Origin of the sequence: Pelagibaculum spongiae, from assembly GCF_003097315.1 — a bacterium.
In the GTDB taxonomy this organism is placed as follows: Bacteria; Pseudomonadota; Gammaproteobacteria; order Enterobacterales; family Pelagibaculaceae; genus Pelagibaculum; species Pelagibaculum spongiae.
Map to the genome: position 1 here is coordinate 560,195 of NZ_QDDL01000001.1, position 18,906 is coordinate 579,100.

General features: G+C 45.5%; 20 protein-coding genes. 7 read left to right on the forward strand and 13 right to left on the reverse strand.

Annotation, left to right across the window (positions count from 1 at the left end):
* Positions 1-166 precede the first annotated feature (166 nt).
* Positions 167-1,300 carry a hypothetical protein gene (locus tag DC094_RS02460; protein ID WP_133245445.1) on the reverse strand — a complete coding sequence of 378 codons (1,134 nt, stop codon included), beginning with the start codon at positions 1,298-1,300 and terminating at the stop codon, positions 167-169.
* Positions 1,301-1,735: 435 nt separating this feature from the next.
* Between DC094_RS02460 and DC094_RS02465 the strand changes: the two genes are divergently transcribed.
* A complete protein-coding gene (locus DC094_RS02465) occupies positions 1,736-3,103 on the forward strand; it encodes a DegQ family serine endoprotease (RefSeq protein WP_116685494.1) in 1,368 nt (455 codons plus the stop codon).
* 117 nt (positions 3,104-3,220) lie between these two features.
* On the opposite strand, the gene DC094_RS02470 is transcribed toward DC094_RS02465, so the two are convergent.
* Both DC094_RS02470 and DC094_RS02475 read right to left on the reverse strand, forming a co-directional pair.
* Positions 3,221-5,344 carry a two-component system response regulator gene (locus tag DC094_RS02470; protein ID WP_116685495.1) on the reverse strand — a complete coding sequence of 708 codons (2,124 nt, stop codon included), beginning with the start codon at positions 5,342-5,344 and terminating at the stop codon, positions 3,221-3,223.
* A 214-nt stretch (positions 5,345-5,558) separates the two neighbouring features.
* A complete protein-coding gene (locus DC094_RS02475) occupies positions 5,559-6,305 on the reverse strand; it encodes a Nif3-like dinuclear metal center hexameric protein (protein ID WP_116685496.1) in 747 nt (248 codons plus the stop codon).
* 238 nt (positions 6,306-6,543) lie between these two features.
* Between DC094_RS02475 and DC094_RS02480 the strand changes: the two genes are divergently transcribed.
* Positions 6,544-7,662 (forward strand): S1C family serine protease, encoded by a 1,119-nt coding sequence (locus DC094_RS02480; protein ID WP_116685497.1) that lies wholly within the window; start codon positions 6,544-6,546, stop codon positions 7,660-7,662.
* A 167-nt stretch (positions 7,663-7,829) separates the two neighbouring features.
* Here the strand turns inward: DC094_RS02480 and DC094_RS21825 are convergent, their stop codons facing one another.
* The 10 genes from DC094_RS21825 to DC094_RS02525 form a co-directional block, all read right to left on the reverse strand.
* Complete coding sequence (locus tag DC094_RS21825; protein WP_133245446.1) at positions 7,830-8,027, reverse strand: hypothetical protein; 198 nt, start codon at positions 8,025-8,027, stop codon at positions 7,830-7,832.
* A 179-nt stretch (positions 8,028-8,206) separates the two neighbouring features.
* The gene (gene hisC / locus DC094_RS02485) at positions 8,207-9,319 is read right to left on the reverse strand and encodes a histidinol-phosphate transaminase (protein ID WP_116685498.1); all 1,113 of its coding nucleotides are present in this window, start codon (positions 9,317-9,319) and stop codon (positions 8,207-8,209) included.
* 77 nt (positions 9,320-9,396) lie between these two features.
* Positions 9,397-10,038, reverse strand: a complete 642-nt coding sequence (gene hisG / locus DC094_RS02490) for an ATP phosphoribosyltransferase (RefSeq protein ID WP_116685499.1) — start codon at positions 10,036-10,038, stop codon at positions 9,397-9,399.
* Positions 10,039-10,050: 12 nt separating this feature from the next.
* The gene (murA, locus tag DC094_RS02495; protein WP_116685500.1) at positions 10,051-11,313 is read right to left on the reverse strand and encodes a UDP-N-acetylglucosamine 1-carboxyvinyltransferase; all 1,263 of its coding nucleotides are present in this window, start codon (positions 11,311-11,313) and stop codon (positions 10,051-10,053) included.
* Positions 11,314-11,330: 17 nt separating this feature from the next.
* Complete coding sequence (locus tag DC094_RS02500; RefSeq protein ID WP_116685501.1) at positions 11,331-11,597, reverse strand: BolA family protein; 267 nt, start codon at positions 11,595-11,597, stop codon at positions 11,331-11,333.
* A 51-nt stretch (positions 11,598-11,648) separates the two neighbouring features.
* Positions 11,649-11,981 (reverse strand): STAS domain-containing protein, encoded by a 333-nt coding sequence (locus DC094_RS02505; RefSeq protein WP_116685502.1) that lies wholly within the window; start codon positions 11,979-11,981, stop codon positions 11,649-11,651.
* On the reverse strand, positions 11,974-12,585 hold the full coding sequence (locus tag DC094_RS02510; protein WP_116685503.1) for an MlaC/ttg2D family ABC transporter substrate-binding protein: 612 nt from the start codon (positions 12,583-12,585) through the stop codon (positions 11,974-11,976). The genes DC094_RS02505 and DC094_RS02510 overlap by 8 nt, the downstream gene beginning before the upstream one ends.
* Entirely contained in the window at positions 12,586-13,068 is a 483-nt protein-coding gene (gene mlaD, locus DC094_RS02515; protein ID WP_116685504.1) for an outer membrane lipid asymmetry maintenance protein MlaD, read from the reverse strand. It lies immediately after the preceding gene.
* Positions 13,068-13,853 carry a lipid asymmetry maintenance ABC transporter permease subunit MlaE gene (mlaE, locus tag DC094_RS02520; RefSeq protein WP_116685505.1) on the reverse strand — a complete coding sequence of 262 codons (786 nt, stop codon included), beginning with the start codon at positions 13,851-13,853 and terminating at the stop codon, positions 13,068-13,070. Before mlaE ends, mlaD begins: the two co-directional genes overlap by 1 nt.
* Positions 13,853-14,668, reverse strand: a complete 816-nt coding sequence (locus DC094_RS02525) for an ATP-binding cassette domain-containing protein (protein ID WP_116685506.1) — start codon at positions 14,666-14,668, stop codon at positions 13,853-13,855. The genes mlaE and DC094_RS02525 overlap by 1 nt, the downstream gene beginning before the upstream one ends.
* A 219-nt stretch (positions 14,669-14,887) precedes the next feature.
* Between DC094_RS02525 and DC094_RS02530 the strand changes: the two genes are divergently transcribed.
* The 5 genes from DC094_RS02530 (at position 14,888) to lptB (ending at position 18,737) form a co-directional block, all read left to right on the forward strand.
* Positions 14,888-15,847 (forward strand): calcium/sodium antiporter, encoded by a 960-nt coding sequence (locus tag DC094_RS02530; RefSeq protein ID WP_116686179.1) that lies wholly within the window; start codon positions 14,888-14,890, stop codon positions 15,845-15,847.
* A 25-nt stretch (positions 15,848-15,872) separates the two neighbouring features.
* Positions 15,873-16,847, forward strand: a complete 975-nt coding sequence (locus DC094_RS02535; protein WP_116685507.1) for a KpsF/GutQ family sugar-phosphate isomerase — start codon at positions 15,873-15,875, stop codon at positions 16,845-16,847.
* Positions 16,848-16,914: 67 nt separating this feature from the next.
* The gene (gene lptC / locus DC094_RS02540) at positions 16,915-17,496 is read left to right on the forward strand and encodes an LPS export ABC transporter periplasmic protein LptC (protein WP_116685508.1); all 582 of its coding nucleotides are present in this window, start codon (positions 16,915-16,917) and stop codon (positions 17,494-17,496) included.
* Positions 17,435-18,028 carry a lipopolysaccharide transport periplasmic protein LptA gene (lptA, locus tag DC094_RS02545; protein WP_116685509.1) on the forward strand — a complete coding sequence of 198 codons (594 nt, stop codon included), beginning with the start codon at positions 17,435-17,437 and terminating at the stop codon, positions 18,026-18,028. Before lptC ends, lptA begins: the two co-directional genes overlap by 62 nt.
* Positions 18,015-18,737 carry an LPS export ABC transporter ATP-binding protein gene (lptB, locus tag DC094_RS02550; protein WP_116685510.1) on the forward strand — a complete coding sequence of 241 codons (723 nt, stop codon included), beginning with the start codon at positions 18,015-18,017 and terminating at the stop codon, positions 18,735-18,737. The genes lptA and lptB overlap by 14 nt, the downstream gene beginning before the upstream one ends.
* The last annotated feature ends 169 nt before the right edge of the window (positions 18,738-18,906 follow it).

Consider the following 18,906-nt stretch of genomic DNA (forward strand, 5'->3'; position numbering starts at 1 on the left):
CAATGCACTTCACCCTATTCCCTTTTTATGAAAATTACCGGAAGAAAAGCCAAATTATAAACAGCAAACATTGCAACGCCCCAGGCTATAGACTCATATTTGAAAGCAAAATACCCGCCTAAAGAAATAGCTATCAACTCTGTAAGTAAAACCAGAAAAAGCCTAATCATAAAATCGAACACTGAGAAAATATTGCTATAACACCTATCGCTTCACTAACTATACTGGATCCAATTATTCCTACAGCAGGTAAAAAGAAAGCCAACAACCCTCCTATCGACCCTCCTATAAACACCCATGAAAATGCACATGCTACATCTGCAATCAATTTCTGCCCCAAGCTTTCTGCAACTAAAGAAATACCTAAGGCAATCATCGCCAAAGCAGCATTAACAAATGCAACCAACGCTGCACTCATAACAGCTGTAAGCACAACTCCACCGAGCAAAAATATTTTAATTCCCAATAAAAACAAAACAAGTAATCCAAGAACTATTAATATTGCCCCATTCGCCCCACCGGTAATTTTATATGCACCACTGCCGGTTTCTGGATTTTCGATAATATAACCCGAGCCACTCCAGCCGAAGTAGTTGATTTCCCGCTCATGAACTTGCACGGTTTTTCCTTGGCTAATCGCATTGCGGATTTCGTTTTTGGTGGCGGAATCAATCGAGATATTGTTCAGCTGGTCGATATTAGTCTGGGTCAGGGTAAAAATCTTTTGCCCTTGCTGCGCTGCAACTTGCAGTGCCTTAACCGCACTAACGCCTTGAGGTGAGCCTTGGGCAGAGCCTTCAGAGTTGGTTTGTGAGGTGTTAGCAAACAGCATCTCAGGAATTAAATGTTCAAATGCCGATGCCCGGGCTGCGCTGGCTCTGTTCAATGTGGTCCAATCGACATAACAATTGTTACCCACTTCGGTCGCAAACCCCAGCCGGTCGATATCCATTCCCACTCCAGCAAATTTGATATCACGCGGTAAACCAAACCAATAACTTACCGTCGGCGCAATACCAAACGTGCCGTAGGACGGCGTGCGATACGTCACTGCATTTTGTAACTGCGCTGCCAATTTATCTTGCGCATAGGTCATGCCGAAATAACCTAGCACACCGGTTTGCATAATGGCCCCGGTTAGATCGTGCTTGGTCAAGCCGTCGAGGTTTTCCTCTTCAAGCTGGGCTTTAGTGGCTTCTAGCTCGACTTGCAACTGCTCAAACTGCTTCGGTGCAATACCTTGTAAATCAACACCCACTGCTAAATAAGCACCCGCGTAGGTTGGACTATCAGCACTCATTTTCCAGCCACGGCCTGGCAGGTAATAAAGCATTAACTGGCAAACTGGAAGGCAATTATTTCAAACTCACATTACACCGCTGATTACTTTTATATTTGCCGCTTATTCTATATATAAATAGATATTACCTCAATCAAAAAGCTGACACACCATCAAATTAAGTAACGTTTTCACTCTCTCTAGAGCGACCTCCACCTAGCATCTAACAAGATTATATTGCCGGAACCGTCAGCAATCGCACTGCAAGATCTAACGATCAACGGCTTTACATTAGGTACTTCCCATATTTCTGCACATTGCTTGCTGAACTTCAGCCACATTTATCACTCAAAATCACCAACAACAAGCTTGCAAAGCTCGTCATCTCATACGACCTTTTTAAGATCTTGAAACGTTATTTTATCCATTTCCTATCGGCTGGAGTGCCCCATAATTATGCAAAAATTGCTCGCGTGCTTCATTTTAGTTTTCACCTCTGTTGTCGGAACTTCAGGCGCAGCCCAAGCGGCATTGCCTTTAGCGGTTGATGGTGAACAAATTCCCAGCCTTGCACCTATGCTGGAACGATCCACCCCTGCAGTTGTAAACATTGCAACTCGCAGCAAAGCCAAATCATCGTCCAGACAGCAAGTTGACCCATTTGAATTCTTCTTTGGCCCTAACGCTCGCCGCCCTCGCCAAGAAGGTCGCCCGACACAAAGCCTCGGTTCAGGCGTGGTAATTGATGCTGAAAACGGCTACATCCTGACCAACAATCACGTGATCGATAAAGCCGATGAAATTAAAGTCACCCTGCGTGATGGCCGTGAATTAGACGCTAAGTTAATTGGTGGCGATCCAGATTCAGACGTTGCAGTAATTCAAGTTGAAGCGAAAAATCTCACTGCGATTCCTTTATCTAATTCCGATAGCTTGCGGGTCGGTGATTTTGTAGTTGCCATCGGCAATCCATTCGGATTAGGGCAAACCGTCACTTCCGGTATTGTCAGCGCCTTAGGCCGTAGTGGTTTAGGTATTGAAGGCTATGAAGACTTTATTCAAACCGATGCTTCAATTAACCCCGGCAACTCCGGCGGCGCACTGGTTAACCTTCGTGGTGAACTAGTCGGCATTAACACCGCTATTATCGCTCCAGGCGGCGGTAACGTTGGTATTGGCTTTGCTATTCCAATCAATATGGCAAAAAGCCTCACCGATCAACTCGTGAAACACGGTGAAGTTCAACGCGGTATTTTAGGGGTTCAAATTGGCGATTTTACTGCCGAACTACAGCCTTATTTCGACACAGATGTCGACTACGGCGCACTGGTACAAAAAGTCTTTGATAACACCGGCGCTAAAAAAGCGGGCCTGCAAAAAGACGACATCATCATCGCTGTCGATGGTAAAAAAGTTAAGGATGGCGCCCAATTACGCAACAGCATTGGTTTATTGCGCAGCGGCACTAAAGTAAAAGTGACTTATATTCGCGACGGCAAAAAGAAAATTGCCAAAGTGGTGATTCAAGCACCTGAGCAGAAAAAATCTCGAGCTGAAACAATCCACCCTCAACTGGCGGGTGCGATTTTAAAAGCCCGCGATGAAGAAATTACTGAAGGCGTGCAAGGTGTCGAGATCTCTCAAGTTGAGCGCTTTAGCCCGGCATGGAATCAAGGCTTACGCCCAGGCGATATTATTTATTCAGTCAATCGCCGTGGTGTGAATAGCATCAAGCAGCTAGGTAAAATTGCTAAGCGCTCACAAAGCGAACTGCTGTTAAATGTGATTCGAGGTCGTGGTTCTTTCTACCTACTGCTCAAGTAATTAAAAGCACCCATTAACAACAAACAGCAATAAAAAAATGGCCGTCATTTAAAATGACGGCCTTTTTTTCGAAGTAAAACTAAATTCAACTCAACAAAAAACATTTCAGGCTAAGAATTACGGATTAAGTGGCGGCGAATCGTCACTTCTTTTTTGTTTCTGCCTTGGCAGACAAAACCAATTAGCCGGAGCGCTCAATAAAGAATGGAAGTTTTCCGGTGGCACCGGGCGAGAACACAAATAGCCCTGAAATTGATCACAATTTTGTTTGGCTAGAAATGCCAACTGCTCGGTATCTTCAACGCCCTCTGCAACCACTTCTAATTTCAGGCTATGCGCCAATGAAATAATGGTGCAAACAATCGCTGCATCCTCAGGGTCACTAGCTAAATCTCGAACGAAAGATCGGTCAATTTTTAATACATCGACTGGAAAACGCTTTAAATAAGCTAACGAAGAGTAACCCGTTCCAAAATCATCTACTGACAGCCGAACTCCAAGATCTTTTAGTGCCTCCAGCGTTTGGATATTACTTTCGACACTATCCATCAAACAGCCTTCGGTTAATTCCAGCTCAACCTTATACGGGTCGATGCCTGAACGAGCAATCGTTGCCTGTACTCGATCTAATAAATCTTCGTCTCGAAATTGCTGCGGTGAAACATTCACGCTAATTACAAAACCCGGCGTTTGCTGCTGCCAAAGCTTGGCTTGAGTACAAGCTTGCGCCAACACCCATTGGCCAATGTCATTGATCAAACCGATTTCTTCAGCAATTGGAATAAATTTCAGCGGTGAGATTTGCCCAAGCTTTGGATGCTCCCAGCGAATTAGTGCTTCAGCACCGACAGTAATTCCCGATGCGATATCTACTTTAGGCTGATAAAAAACTACTAATTCATTTCGAGCTAGCGCACCACGTAAATCATTTTCCAGCGATAGATTTTCCATCGCCTTAGCATTCATTTCTGGTGAATAAAACTGGAAGGTATTTTTGCCTTGGTCTTTGGCGTAATACATTGCCAGTTCGGCATTTCTCAGTAAGGTCGCTGCATCAGTGCCATCGGCTGGACATAAACTAATGCCGATGGAACTGGTGATATGCAATTGGTGTTCTTTCAGCTGAAACGGCGCAGTGAGTTGTTTTAATAAATGATTGGCTAAATCAGCAACCGCTCTAACTCGAGTGACTCCATAAAGCACCACCGCAAATTCATCACCGCCTTGTCTGGCAATCGTATCGCCTTCACGCAATTCTGCTTTTAATCGTTCTGCCACAGCCAACAATAATTGGTCACCAATTGGGTGGCCGAGGCTTTCATTGATAATTTTGAATCGATCAAGATCGATCAGCATCACCGCCAACATCCCCGGATCTTGTCTTTGGCGAATAGAACGGCGCAAGCGATCAAAGAAATGGCTGCGATTCGGCAAATCCGTTAATGGATCGTGGGTGGCTAGATAATCTAGCTGCTGTTCGGAATCGCGAATTCGGCTGATATCAGCGGCAATTGCCAATGCGTTAACTGCCTCACCGCGACTATTACGCACCAGCGACAAACTCAACCATTGCGGAAAGCTGTCACCTTTTCTGCGTCGCCCTTTTAGTTCGCCTTGCCAATGACCGTCACGCATTAAGCCCGACCAAGCAATTTCCACTTGATGATCATCGCACTCACTGAGTAGCCATTTGAAACTGTGGCCTTGAACATCATCCCGGGTGAAGCCGGTAATGTTGGTAAACGCTCGATTCACCGACAACAAGCCCCCTTCAAGGCTCATAATAATCACTGCTTCGCTGGTGCTTTCAAGCACCCGAAACGCTAATTCCAATTCATTTTGAGTTTGTCGTGAGCTAATCATTCGATGTAAACGATGACGCAAAATTGCCCAGTTGATTGGCTTAGTAATGTAATCGCTGGCGCCTGCTTCAAAGGCCTTATCGACTGACGCCTCATCTTCTAATGAAGTAATCATTAGTATTGGAATTTCTGCAAATTGCTCAATTGATCGCAGCTTCTGGCAAGCTTCAAAACCATCCATTACCGGCATTGCACAATCGAGCAATACCAAGTCTGGTTTTTCCTGGTTTATTTTGTCCAGCGCGACCTGGCCGTTGACTGCTTCACTGACCTGAATATTTTGCGCTTCCAAAAAGCGTTTGAGCATCATCCTTATCACTGGATCATCGTCGACCACTAATACCAATGGTTGATGCTGCGGAAGCTCGTGTGGCTGCATAGAGCAGTGTCCCTGTTAGTTTTTCCCTGGGTGAATAACCTATCTGGCAGACAACATGTCAGCAGTGACAGCTATCCTCCATAGACAAAGCATAGGTAACAGAAAAAGACTTAAACCAAAGGAAATTTGATACCACAGGTGACGTAATTAATTGAGCGATGGGTTAAAACAGAAAACCACCGCTCAATCTAAATATTTGGCCGCTCATGGTGAGTTAGACCGGATTGATTAGATCAATAAATTGATGTTCGATCGAAAAATTTTCTGCAAGGTGATCACCAAGTGCTTTTACTCCACCACGTTCGGTTGCATGATGACCGGCAGCGAAGAAATGAATCCCTGCTTCTCTAGCAATATGAAACGTTGCCTCGGAAACTTCACCGGTAATATAAGCATCAACCCCCATATCCAGCGCCGTTTGAATATAAGACTGTGCGCCACCGGTACACCAAGCCACTCGCTTAATCTGCTTTGGGCCATGGCCAAAATGCAGCGGTGCACGACCTAGTTTTAATTCAAGATGTTGCGCTAGTTGCTCGGCTGACATTGCCTGGGGCAACTCACCTTGCGTAACTAACATCTGATTTTGCGCTGGCTGAAAATCAATATCGAGCAGCTGACCAAGTTGTACATTATTGCCTAGCTGCGGGTGTGCATCCAATGGCAAGTGATAAGCCAGCAGGCTGATATCTGACTGGAGCATTTTGGCAATGCGCCGTTTACGCATTCCAATAATTGGGCTTGGCTCGTTTTTCCAGAACCAACCATGATGGACCAGCAGCAAATCGGCACCCTGGGCAATCGCTTGATCAATCAAGTCTGCCGATGCGGTAACGCCTGAAACAATTTTTTTAACTTCAGCCTTTCCTTCTAGCTGCAAACCGTTCGGGCAATAGTCTTTAAAACTGCCAGCTTCCAGCAGTTGATCCGTGTAACGGCAAATCTCTCGCAGTTGCGCCATGATCAGTTGTAATCCTCAATATCAAAAAGCATTATTGATCTTTATACCTATCGCTTGAGATTTTGTCCTCAGCCAATAGGCAAACAATTTTGGCTCGCTTGCCTGCTATTGTCGATATTCAATTGAAAAATGAGATTTCGACCGACATTTCATAACAAAATGTCAAAATCAGTCTGCCAAACTTATTTGGTAGCACTAGCAAATAAGTCACAACTTAATGGACGATGAACTTTAAACCATGAACAGCAGCGTAAAGTTTTTTCTTCAGAGCATTGCCACCGGTTTGATGGCTGCCGCGCTGTTATGGCTGATTCAGCCAGAGATTTTCAGTGGTTCCAGTGATAACGATGACTTCCAACCAACCCACACTAGCTTTGCCAATGCAGTGCAAAAAGCTGCACCGGCCGTGGTCAATATCTATACCAGCAAGCGAATTGAACAACCGATTAGTCAACCGCTCAACCCATTGCTGAAATCGGCCGATCTACTGCCACTAATCGAGAGCCAGCCATTTCGAGCAAAACCTGAATTCGAAACCAGCCTCGGTTCCGGAGTTATCTTTACTAAAGATGGCTATGTACTGACCAACTATCACGTGGTGCAAAACGCCGACTCGATTAACGTCAGTTTACGCGATGGTCGTTTCTCACAAGCTAGGCTCGTTGGCTTTGACCGAGATACCGACCTAGCCGTTTTACAAATCGACCTCGGCCAATTACCGACCATTCCATTGAACACCATGCACCCAGTACGCATTGGCGACATTGTACTGGCGATTGGTAATCCGTTTGGCGTGGGTCAAGCAGTGAGCATGGGCGTTGTCAGTGCCACCGGACTTAATCGGCTAGGTTTGAACACCATTGAAGATTTCATTCAAACCGATGCTGCAATCAATCCGGGCAATTCTGGCGGTGCATTAATTAATGCATGGGGTGAACTGGTTGCTATTAATTCGGCGATTTATTCACGAAATGGCGGCGGTTCTAACGGCATAGGTTTTGCTATTCCGTCTAGTTTGGCCACTGAAGTGCTGAAGCAAATCATTCAATATGGCCGAGTCATTCGCGGCTGGCTCGGCATTAGTGCCCGCCAGTTAGAACCTCAGGAAATGCACCTATTTAATTTACAACACGGCTTATTAGTGGTCAGCGTGCAACCACTCGGCCCTGCCGATAAAGCCGGTTTAAAAAGCGGCGATATTCTGACCTACATCGGCCAAGAAGCCATCTACAACCAGCGCCAAGCACTCGACCTTATCGCCCGCATGCGGCCAGAAAATCGATTTAGTATTCAAATAGTGCGCAACGGCGAAAATAAAAAACTGATGGCGACTGCGGGGACTCGGCCAGAGAGTTAAACTTAAAATTCCGTTCTATTACCGCACCTGATGGCAAGGTGCGGTTTTCTTTTGGCATTATTAATACAGGCTGACTTACTTTTATAAACTACATCCTGCATTCATTACTGAAACCGTGACTATCGCAGATATTATTTAAGCAAAAAAACATTATTACATTTATGACTTTAAATACATTTTATTTCAACCGCACTAGAAGAAATTTCTGTATCAATAAAATCAGAGACTCCATTGAAAATAGTCACATTATTACATTCAGGGCACTCTGCAGCGTATCTTTTATTTAGATCAAATAAACCATGTAGAACCCCTGGAAACTCTTGATTACAATCGGAACAAACCACCTTAGTTACTGTATGAGTCATTATAACTTCCTTTTAAATTATTAGTTCTTAGCAAGATTCAATAGAAAAAACTTAGCAGCGCTTTGCTAGGTTTACTAAGCCACATTATGAAGTTTATTAAAACAATTGGGACACTACCTTTCCACCACCCACAAAAAAGGCCGGAAAACCGGCCTTTCAAATCAACAATCCAATTAAACTTAGCTTTCTGACTCCGGGTCGAGCAACTCAACCAATGCCGCCATTAGCGCCATATTCTCGGTTGGCGTGCCAATGGTTAGGCGCAAGCAATCGGTTAACAGTGGGTGACCGCCATCGAGCTTTTTAATCAGAATGCGGCGTAGCTGTAATTGTTGGTGCAACCAACTGGCTTTGCCTTGCGGCACACGCACTAACAAGAAATTGGCTTCACTGGGAAAGACTTCAACTCCCGGCAGCATTTGTAAATCTTGCTGCATTTTTTGTCGATCGACACGAATAGCATCCGCTTGCTCGGCCAGCTTGCCGTCGTGCTTGAGCATAAATTCTGCTGCAATTTGAGTTAGGCAGTTAATGTTATACGGCAAACGCAGCTTTTCTAGTTCGGCAACCCAGGCTGGTGAACCCGCTAGCATGCCTAACCGTAAGCCTGCTAAACCCATTTTTGACACCGTGCGCATCACTAACAGATTTTCAAAACCCGGCTGCCCCAAGCGAGACATAAAGCTTTGGTCGGTAAATGCGTTATAGGCTTCATCAACCACCACCACGCCCGGCGCTGCTTCGATAATTTTTTCTACCGCTTCAGCGTCAAACAAATTACCGGTTGGATTATTGGGATAGGCCAAGAAAATTAACGAGGGCTGATGGGTTTCAATCGCGGTTAAAAATGCCGCCAAGTCGAGAGAAAAATCGCTATTAAGCGGCACGCCGACATATTGCATTCCGACAAATTTAGCCACCATCGGATACATCACAAAGCCAGGCTCAGGCGCCATCATCACTCGATCTGCGCTGGCAATTGCCATTGCTAGCACCTGAATTAATTCATCTGAACCGTTGCCCAGCATCATTGCCTGGGTTTCTGGCACATTCATTACTCGGCGCAACTGCATTTTAAGGCCGGTTGCTTTTGGGTCTGGATAACGATGAATTGCAGCGTCGGCCAAGCGAGCCTTTAACTCTTTCTTGAGCTCTTTGGGCCAACCGTAAGGATTTTCCATAGCATCTAATTTGATCATGCCATCGGATGAAGGCACGTTATAAGCATTGAGCGCTTTAATTTCTGGACGAATTAGCGTGTCTATCGTTGTATTTATAGCCGTTTTATTCATAGCGGTTCCAGGAAAATCAGGGTGATTATCACAAGTTGGCTAGCGCCGTTTTTTTCTATTTAAACAAACAGAAAATATTAAACGGCTTGCGACAGTTTATCTATCAGGCTGCGAATTTTTTGGTGTTTTAACTTCATAGAAGCTTTATTGACCACTAAACGCGAACTGATATGACAAATTAATTCCCGAGGTTCTAATCCATTAGCTCTCAGGGTATTTCCGGTATCGACTACATCAACAATTTCATCTGCCAGCCCTACTAATGGTGCTAATTCCATAGAACCATAGAGTTTAATGACTTCGGCTTGAATGCCTTGACTGGCGTACCAGCGCTTGGCGATGTTGACGAATTTGGTCGCAACACGAACTCGGCTTCTACCCGCCGAGTTCGATGCCGGAGCGGTTACCGCTGCCGCAGTCATCAATTTGCAATTGGCAATTTTCAGATCCAGCGGTTCATACAAGTTTTCGCAGCCATGCTCCATCAGCACATCTTTACCGGCAACACCCAAATCGGCCGCGCCATGCTCAACATAAGTCGGCACATCGGTCGCTCGAATAATCACCAGCTTTACCTGCGGATCACTGGTATCAAAAATCAGCTTGCGGCTGGTATCTGGATCTTCCAGTAATTCAATGCCGGCATTAGCCAGCATTGGCAGCGTTTCTTTAAGAATGCGCCCCTTCGACAGGGCAATAATCAGGCTGCTATCACTCATAATAAAGTCACTTTAATCCGGTAAGCGTTTAATTTTGGCGCCAATCTGTGACAGTTTTTCTTCAATTCGCTCATAACCACGGTCGATGTGATAAATCCGATCAACAATGGTGGTGCCTTTAGCAACCAGTCCGGCTAATACCAGAGATGCAGACGCTCGCAAGTCGGTCGCCATTACTGGTGCGGCCGTTAAGCTTTCAACGCCCTGACTAAATGCAGTATTACCTTCCACTCGAATATTACCGCCCATGCGCTGCATTTCTTGCACATGCATAAACCGGTTTTCGAAAATGGTTTCGGTAATCATACCTGCACCTTCAGCAACCAAATTTAAAGCTGTGAACTGTGCTTGCATGTCGGTAGGGAAAGCTGGGTAAGGTGCCGTTTTAAAGCTCACTGCTTTAGGTCGCTTACCTTTCATATCCAGCGTGATGTAGTCTTTGCCGCAATCGATATCGGCACCACACTCTTCCAACTTAACGACTACGGCATCCAACAAGCTTGGATCGGCATGAGTACACTTGATTTTGCCACCGGTAATTGCCGCGGCCACCAAATAAGTACCGGTTTCGATACGATCTGGACAAATTCTGTGCTCACCACCCGTTAAACGCTCAACACCTTCAATGGTGATGGTATCGGTACCAGCGCCAGAGATTTTAGCGCCAATGCCGTTTAAGCAGATCGCTAAATCAACTACTTCTGGTTCACGCGCGGCATTTTCGATCGTAGTAGTACCTTCAGCCAGCACTGCCGCCATCATCAGGTTTTCGGTACCAGTTACTGTGACTTCATTCATCACCAACCGAGCGCCTTTTAAACGACCATCGACCCGGGCTTTGATATAACCATTTTCAAGTTTGATATCTGCACCCATGGCAGTTAAACCATTCAGGTGTAAATCAACCGGACGAGAACCGATCGCACAACCACCCGGTAAAGACACATCAGCCCTACCGTGCTTAGCCAATAACGGGCCAAGAATTAAGATAGAGGCGCGCATGGTTTTCACCAATTCGTAGGGCGCGACAAAGGAATCCATCTTGGTTGGGTCAATTTCAACAGCCATGCCTTCATGCAAAGTCATTTCCGCACCCAGACGACCGAGCAATTCCAGTGTCGTGGTGACATCGTGCAGATGAGGCACATTGCTGATCAACATAGGACCATCAGCCAGCACAGTTGACATTAAAATCGGCAGCGCCGCATTTTTAGCACCGGAAATACGAACTTCACCTTCTAATGGTGAGCCTCCGGTGATCATTAATTTATCCATTTAGAACCAGCCTCGAATCAGGATTGATTACCCTGATAGGAATTCCATTGTTGTTGTGTGTAAGTACGAATATGTACCGCATGAATTTCATTGGATGCAATTTGCTTTGCAATACATCGCATCACTAACTGTTGCGCTTTTACTCGAGACAACTCGCCAAAGCATTCGCCCACAGCATGAATTTCGTAATGGCCGCCATCACCGGCGACATGCTCACTTTTTACTTCAAACGAGCAATCTGGCAGATCTGCTTCGAGCAGCTGCTTGACTTGATTGGTATCCATCGATATCCCCAACTAACGGGCAAGCGAACAATTATAATGAAAGTTGCTACCTCAGGCGAGAGGTAGCACGTGATCGAGGGAAGATAACTGAGCAATGGTTATCAATTGGTCCGGCAAACCGGTAAATTTTATTGATATATTTTGTCGCTCGGCGAGTCGCCAAGCGCTGACTAATAGCGCAATTGCGCTGGAATCACTGTGCTCAACGCCGGATAAGTCTATCTGCAAATCTTGGTTGGCTTTTTCTATTGCCTGAACCAGTTGCTGTTCCAGCATGGATACACAAGCAAAGTTCAAACAGCCAGAGAGCTTCCAGCAACCATCTGATTCAATTTGCAACAGAGCTTTTTGCTTCAGATTTCGCTCGGCAACAGGACTACCCATTACCCATTCCCAATTTTTCCATCAAACCATTAATACCATCTTTCTTAATGGTTGAAGAAAACTGCGACTTGTATGAAGACACCATGCTAATGCCTTCAATTTGCACGTCGTAGACTTTCCACATACCCGACTTGGCAGTATACATCTTGTAGTTAATTGAAACCGGCGCGCCAACATCTCTTAAAATACGTGTACGCACGGTCGTTTTGCCTTTACGCACCTTGCTGACTTTATCGACAATTTCAACTCGCTCGCCGTTATAAGAGCCAAAAGCCTTGCTGTAGGTATCAATAACTAATTCAGTGTAGCGAGCAAGAAACTGTCTCTTTTGATCAGTCGTCAGTTTTCTCCAGTATTTTCCTAAAGAAATTTTTGACATACGCACCACATCAAAATACGGCACTACCTGACGGCGCAGAATATCCGGAACAACCGTGTCATCCGTTTTAATTTCATCTTTGCGCTGATTTAATTCCTGCAGCATTTTACTAATTGCAGAATCAACTAGCTGAACCGCGGCTATACCATCTGCGTTATCATCGGCATAGACAGAACTGCTGATTAACAAAGATAAAGACAAAAACAGTCCCAATAACTTTTTCACTTAGAATTCCTCGTCTTCATTGCTACTATTTGAACCTGCGTTAAACAGGAACTGTCCAACCAGTTCTTCTAATACCAATGCTGATTGGGTAATTTCAATTTCACTACCCTGCTCCAACGACTCATCATCACCACCAGGTGACAAGGCCAGATACTGGGAACCTAATAAGCCTGCGGTATGAATGCTAGCAGAAGTATCCGCGGGGATTTTGTTATAGCCTTGATACATTCCAACGGTTACGACTGCTTCGAAAGTATCTGAGTCAAAATCAATTTTGGTGATTTCACCTACTTTGACACCAGCAATAGTGACAGGTGCCCTAATTGCTAAACTTCCAACATTTTCAAAGCGAGCAGAAACTGAGTAAGCAAGACGATCTTGACCAAACGCAAGGCCACTGATTTTTAGCGCGATAAACACTAATGCAGCAAAGCCAATAATTAAAAACAGACCAACGGTAAACTCTTGACCACGGCTTCTCATTAAGCCAATCCTCCAAACATCACGGCAGTCAGTATAAAATCCAACCCCAAAATAGCTAACGAGCCGTAGACCACTGTTCTTGTGGTTGCTCGACCAATCCCTTCCGAAGTCGGAATACAATTAAATCCTTGAAACACAGCAATCCAAGTAACTACAGCGCCGAAAACAATACTCTTTATCGTGCCGTTTAAAACATCATCACTCCAATCGACTGCCTGCTGCATGTTGCCCCAAAAGGCACCACTATCTATTCCCAACCATTGCACGCCCACTAGATAACCGCCCATTACACCAACACTGGTGAAAATAAACGTTAGCAGCGGCAATGAAATAAAACCTGCCCAGAACCTTGGTGCAATCACTCGTTGCAATGGATCAACCGCCATCATTGCCATCGAAGAAAGCTGCTCTGTTGCCTTCATTAAACCAATTTCAGCAGTTAATGCCGAACCAGCACGACCGGCAAATAATAAACCAGCAACTACCGGGCCTAATTCTCGAACCAGCGTTAAAGATACCATCGGCCCTAACGCTTCTTCAGCACCAAACGATACCAAAATAGTGTAGCCCTGAAGCCCGAGTACCATGCCAATAAACAGCGCTGAAACAATAATAATCAGTAACGATAAAACACCCACTGAATATAATTGCCCAACCAACGCAGGAAAGCCGCTACGCGGTTTGGGTACTCTGAAAATGGATTGGGCGAGAAAAATACCTGCACGGCCTACTGTCTCGATCCAGTCACTACCAGATCTGCCAACGCGTAAAATATGATCCAGCATTACGCTTTACTCCCGGCCAATAAATCTTTGGCAAAATCTTCAGCCGGAAAATGAAATGGCACCGGACCATCAGGTAAGCCCGTCATAAACTGCTTAACCCTCGGCGCATCATTATATTTCAATTCTTCAGGGGTGCCTTGGCCAATCACTTTGCCATTGGCAACTAAGTAAATGTAATCAGCAATTGAAGCTACTTCTGGCACATCGTGAGAAACAATTACTGAAGTAAGTTGCAATGCATCATTTAACCGTTTGATCAGCGTAACTAGTACGCCCATTGAAATGGGATCCTGACCTACAAAAGGTTCGTCATACATAATTAACGCCGGATCCAATGCAACCGCTCTGGCCATTGCAACCCGGCGAGCCATACCACCAGAAAGTTCGGTTGGCATTAAATCCCTAGCACCGCGTAATCCCACCGCATCTAGTTTCATTAACACTAAATCACGAATCATATTTTCTGACAGATTGGTGTGTTCACGGATAGGAAAAGCGACATTTTCAAAAACAGTTAACTGACTAAACAATGCACTGCTTTGAAACATCATCCCCATATCACGCCGGATATCAAATAGCTGTTTGCGCGTCATATTAGGCACAGACAGCCCATCAATTGATACATCACCAGAATCCGGAGTCAGCTCACCACCGATAATCCGCAGCAAGGTAGTTTTACCCGTGCCACTCGGCCCCATAAAAGCAGTAATTTTTCCGCGACGGATATCCATATCGATTCCGTCATAAATAATGCGATTGCCGCGAGAGAATTTTAAATCACGAACTTCAATCAGATTGTCGTTCTGTTGAGTCATTTACAATATGCCACGCTTTCACTGTACTAAAGTTCACATTAGTTTCTAACTCGGTGAAAATCAGTACAAAATCCATAAAAAAAACAAAATCCCATACCTCGGGAAGATCGCAAGTTTGTCCGGTCTGACAGCCGTGGTCAATAACCAATATGAATTAAACAGTTGCATCTTTGGTGCACTCTTCTTACATTGCCGCCATTATTGTTAAAGCTCGAAATTATGATTACAGCAATTTTACTCACACTCGCAGGTTTGGTTTTACTCGGTTGGAGTGCTGATAAGTTCATCGGCGGTGCCGCTGCAGTTGCCGCTTTATTAGGCATATCTCCAACACTGATTGGCTTGACCATCGTCGCTATCGGATCTTCTGCTCCAGAGATGCTGGTCGGTGTTATCGCGGCTAGCGAAGGTGCTGGCGATATTGTGGTCGGCAATGTTATCGGCTCCAACATCACTAACATTGCCTTGGTTCTCGGCTGTTCAGCGCTAATCGCACCATTAACTACCGATAACGCAATATTAAAACGTGAAATCCCACAGCTATTACTCGTCACATTGCTAGCTGCGGGATTATTAGTAGATGGCCACCTTGATCAACTAGACGGCACGATTCTTTTTGTTGGCTTGGCCGTGTTTATGATCTGGCTAATTCGCCAAGGTATGCAGCAGAGCAAAAGCGGCAAAGCGCCTGAGGTTGATATGCCTGATCCGATGCAACCAAAACAGGCATGGTTTTGGTTAGTTGCTGGCATGATTTTGCTGCCGATGGGTTCGAAAATGCTAGTTTCTGGCGCGGTAGACCTAGCTCGGCTAGCCGGTCTTAGTGAACTTTTAATCGGCTTAACCATTATCGCTATCGGTACCAGCTTGCCGGAATTAGCTGCCGCAGTGTCCAGTGCAAGAAAAGGCCACGGTGAAATGGCGATTGGCGCAGTGGTCGGCTCGAATATTTTCAATATTCTTGCTGTATTGGGTATTCCCGGCCTGATCAGCCCATCTAATGTCGCCAGCGAAGCTATTTATCGTGACTTACCGGCAATGGTGGGCTTGACGCTATTGCTTGCTCTGTTTCTAATGCACGGCAGACATCGACAGCAGCTTAGCCGTCGACAAGGCGCACTTCTTTTAAGCCTGTTTATTGGCTATATGACTTTACTGGGATTCCAAAGCGTTAGTTAACTGAATTCCTATCGGAGAAATACCCATGACTCAGCAAGAACAGTTTTTAGCGCTTGGCCTAGCGGTTATTCGTACCGAAACTGATGCCATTGCAGCACTCCAATCAAGAATCGATCAGGATTTCGGCAAAGCCTGTCAGATTATGCTCGAGTGCAAAGGCCGTGTTGTCGTAACCGGCATGGGTAAATCCGGCCATATCGGCGGAAAAATTGCAGCCACTTTGGCCAGTACCGGCACTCCGGCATTTTTTGTTCATCCGGGTGAGGCCAGTCACGGCGACCTTGGCATGATTACCCGCCAAGATGTGGTATTGGCACTCTCCAATTCTGGCGAAACTTCTGAAGTCATCACCTTGTTGCCACTGATACAGCGAATGAATATTCCTCTTATCAGCATGACAGGCCGACCAGAATCAACTTTATCTCGCCGCGCTAGCGTCAATTTGAATGTGGCAGTCGAAAAAGAAGCCTGTCCATTAGGATTAGCGCCAACATCCAGCACCACTGCCACTTTGGTGATGGGCGATGCACTGGCGGTCGCGCTTTTAGAAGCCAAGGGTTTTACTGAAGAAGATTTTGCTTTTTCTCATCCTGGCGGCAGCCTCGGCAGAAGATTACTGGTTAAGGTCAGCGATTTGATGCATACCGGCGAGCGGATTCCATCAGTACCTGAAGATGCCTCGTTAAAATATGCCGTGATGGAGATGACCAGCAAAGGCCTAGGTATGACTGCAGTGGTTGATGGAAAAAATCGGGTGCTGGGTATTTTGACCGATGGCGATTTACGCCGAATGCTAGACGATCAATTAAGCCTGAGTAACACTCAAGTATCTGAAATTATGACGCCGAACTGCAAAACTTTAGATGCCGAAGACCTAGCAGCCAGCGCACTGCAATTGATGGAACAGCATAAGATCAATTCATTTTTAGTGACTGATCAGCAGAAACAACTGGTCGGTGCCTTGAATATGCATGACTTACTTAGAGCGGGAGTTGCCTAATCAACACTCGAACAACCATTCAAACAGCAACTACTGATGCACCAAAAAAAAATCTTGGTTGCTTGTTATGAAAAAACGATCATTTACTACTGCGGCGGTTATTGCTGTGATAGCCGCTGGCTGGTATTTCAAGCCAGCAGCTATCGATACAGTGATCCTGGACCGCTCGGCGCAGCCTGAAGTGGTTCAAGAAATGCAGCAATTTCAGCAAATCCGACTCAATAGCCAAGGACGGGCAATCGATAACTTGTCTGGTAAATCGTTACAGCAAATGCAAGATGGCTCCAGTCAAATTCAGGCACCAGAAATCAAAAGCAGCCAAGGTTGGTTAATCCAGGCTGACATTGCTCAGATAGAACCCTCAAGCGATGAATTTACCTTGAGCGGTAATGTTGTGATGTCCAGCACCAAAGATTTTGGCTCTGCCCTGAAAACCGAGCAGTTGCGCTATTTACAGCAGCAGCAACGTGCACAAACTGATAAAGAAGTTACAATAAGCGGCGACCAATACCGCTTGGCCGGCCAAGGGATGCGAATTGACCTTGAAGCTGGCACCATGCAGCTCCTTGCCAACACCCGGGGAAGATATGAAATATCCGGCAATCCTGTTGCTGATGACTCTACTCAGCCAACCAGCCGCCGCCCTTAACAGCGATTTTGATCAACCGATACAGATTCAGGCCGATAGTTCTTTATTAAATCAGGGCCAGGGAATCGATATTTATAGTGGCCGTGTTGAATTAAGCCAGGGCTCTCTATCCCTGACTGCTGATGAGTTACGCATTCACAAAAACAGCAACGGTAACCTCGATCGCATTGTTGCGATTGGCGAGCCTGTTTACCTACAGCAACTCAACGAACAGCAAGAAACCATTACCGCAACAGCAGCAAAGATTGTTTTCCAGTCTGTCAAAGGTGTGATTGAGCTTTCTGAAGACGCGCAACTGATTCATCCGGGTAATGCGATAGTGAACGCACAGCAAATCACTTACGACAGCCGAACTCATCAGGTTCGCTCCAGTGGCGGCAAAGATCCAGGCGAACGCGCCACCATTATTTTGCAGCCCCAGAGCTCACAACTGAATTTGGTGCCTAACAACAATAGCGATACATCAACTACCTCTGAGCCAAACAACGCCGAATCTTTAAATCAAAATGAGAGCAGCAATGCAGGTTCTTAAGGCGCAAAACCTGGCCAAAAAATACGGCCCTCGCCAGGTGGTTGCCGATGTCACTATTGAAGTAAAACCAGGCCAAATTGTCGGTTTACTCGGCCCCAATGGCGCTGGAAAAACCACCTGTTTTTATATGATTGTTGGCTTAGTACCTTGCGATAGCGGCAAGGTTATTCTGGGTGATGAAGATCTGACTGGCATGCCGATGCACCATCGCGCGCGCCGTGGTATTGGTTACCTACCCCAGGAAGCATCGATATTTCGCAAGTTGTCGGTCGAACAAAATATTAAAGCGATTCTCCAACTAAGAAATTTAACTGCCGCTGAAGAACGTAAAGAACTCGAACATTTACTGGAAGACTTCCAGCTGACTCATATTCGACATTCTGCTGGCATGGCATTATCTGGCGGAGAAAGGCGTCGGGTTGAGATCGCCCGTGCATTAGCGGCAGCACCTCAATTTATTTTGCTTGATGAGCCCTTTGCTGGTGTCGATCCTATTTCGGTCAATGACATTCGAAAGATCATTCAACAATTACGCGACCGCGGCCTTGGGGTATTAATTACCGACCACGGTGTTCGTGAAACCTTGTCGGTATGTGAACATACTTATATCGTTAGCAACGGCCATGTAATTGCCGAAGGTGATGCAGAAACGCTAATGCAAAACCCTCAAGTTCGACAAGTCTATCTCGGTGATGATTTCAGTCTTTAATAGCTGCGATCTAACCATGATCATCGATACCGTCGGGGCAGCATCCAACCAGTAGATTATTGATCATCTGATAATCGTTGTTTTTTGCTGCATCAACTGTGTATTCCGCTAAAAGCAACCCCATTTCTTACTATATGCAATTTTCATGACACAGTGCTTTGAAAACCTT

Bases quoted from the DNA above. Each gene is read 5' to 3' on its own strand.
- DC094_RS02460 (WP_133245445.1), bottom strand. From the start codon at position 1,300: ATGAGTGCTGATAGTCCAACCTACGCGGGTGCTTATTTAGCAGTGGGT.
- DC094_RS02465 (WP_116685494.1), top strand. From the start codon at position 1,736: ATGCAAAAATTGCTCGCGTGCTTCATTTTAGTTTTCACCTCTGTTGTC.
- DC094_RS02470 (WP_116685495.1), bottom strand. From the start codon at position 5,344: ATGCAGCCACACGAGCTTCCGCAGCATCAACCATTGGTATTAGTGGTC.
- DC094_RS02475 (WP_116685496.1), bottom strand. From the start codon at position 6,305: ATGGCGCAACTGCGAGAGATTTGCCGTTACACGGATCAACTGCTGGAA.
- DC094_RS02480 (WP_116685497.1), top strand. From the start codon at position 6,544: ATGAACAGCAGCGTAAAGTTTTTTCTTCAGAGCATTGCCACCGGTTTG.
- DC094_RS21825 (WP_133245446.1), bottom strand. From the start codon at position 8,027: ATGACTCATACAGTAACTAAGGTGGTTTGTTCCGATTGTAATCAAGAG.
- hisC (WP_116685498.1), bottom strand. From the start codon at position 9,319: ATGAATAAAACGGCTATAAATACAACGATAGACACGCTAATTCGTCCA.
- hisG (WP_116685499.1), bottom strand. From the start codon at position 10,038: ATGAGTGATAGCAGCCTGATTATTGCCCTGTCGAAGGGGCGCATTCTT.
- murA (WP_116685500.1), bottom strand. From the start codon at position 11,313: ATGGATAAATTAATGATCACCGGAGGCTCACCATTAGAAGGTGAAGTT.
- DC094_RS02500 (WP_116685501.1), bottom strand. From the start codon at position 11,597: ATGGATACCAATCAAGTCAAGCAGCTGCTCGAAGCAGATCTGCCAGAT.
- DC094_RS02505 (WP_116685502.1), bottom strand. From the start codon at position 11,981: ATGGGTAGTCCTGTTGCCGAGCGAAATCTGAAGCAAAAAGCTCTGTTG.
- mlaD (WP_116685504.1), bottom strand. From the start codon at position 13,068: ATGAGAAGCCGTGGTCAAGAGTTTACCGTTGGTCTGTTTTTAATTATT.
- mlaE (WP_116685505.1), bottom strand. From the start codon at position 13,853: ATGCTGGATCATATTTTACGCGTTGGCAGATCTGGTAGTGACTGGATC.
- DC094_RS02525 (WP_116685506.1), bottom strand. From the start codon at position 14,668: ATGACTCAACAGAACGACAATCTGATTGAAGTTCGTGATTTAAAATTC.
- DC094_RS02530 (WP_116686179.1), top strand. From the start codon at position 14,888: ATGATTACAGCAATTTTACTCACACTCGCAGGTTTGGTTTTACTCGGT.
- DC094_RS02535 (WP_116685507.1), top strand. From the start codon at position 15,873: ATGACTCAGCAAGAACAGTTTTTAGCGCTTGGCCTAGCGGTTATTCGT.
- lptC (WP_116685508.1), top strand. From the start codon at position 16,915: ATGAAAAAACGATCATTTACTACTGCGGCGGTTATTGCTGTGATAGCC.
- lptA (WP_116685509.1), top strand. From the start codon at position 17,435: ATGAAATATCCGGCAATCCTGTTGCTGATGACTCTACTCAGCCAACCA.
- lptB (WP_116685510.1), top strand. From the start codon at position 18,015: ATGCAGGTTCTTAAGGCGCAAAACCTGGCCAAAAAATACGGCCCTCGC.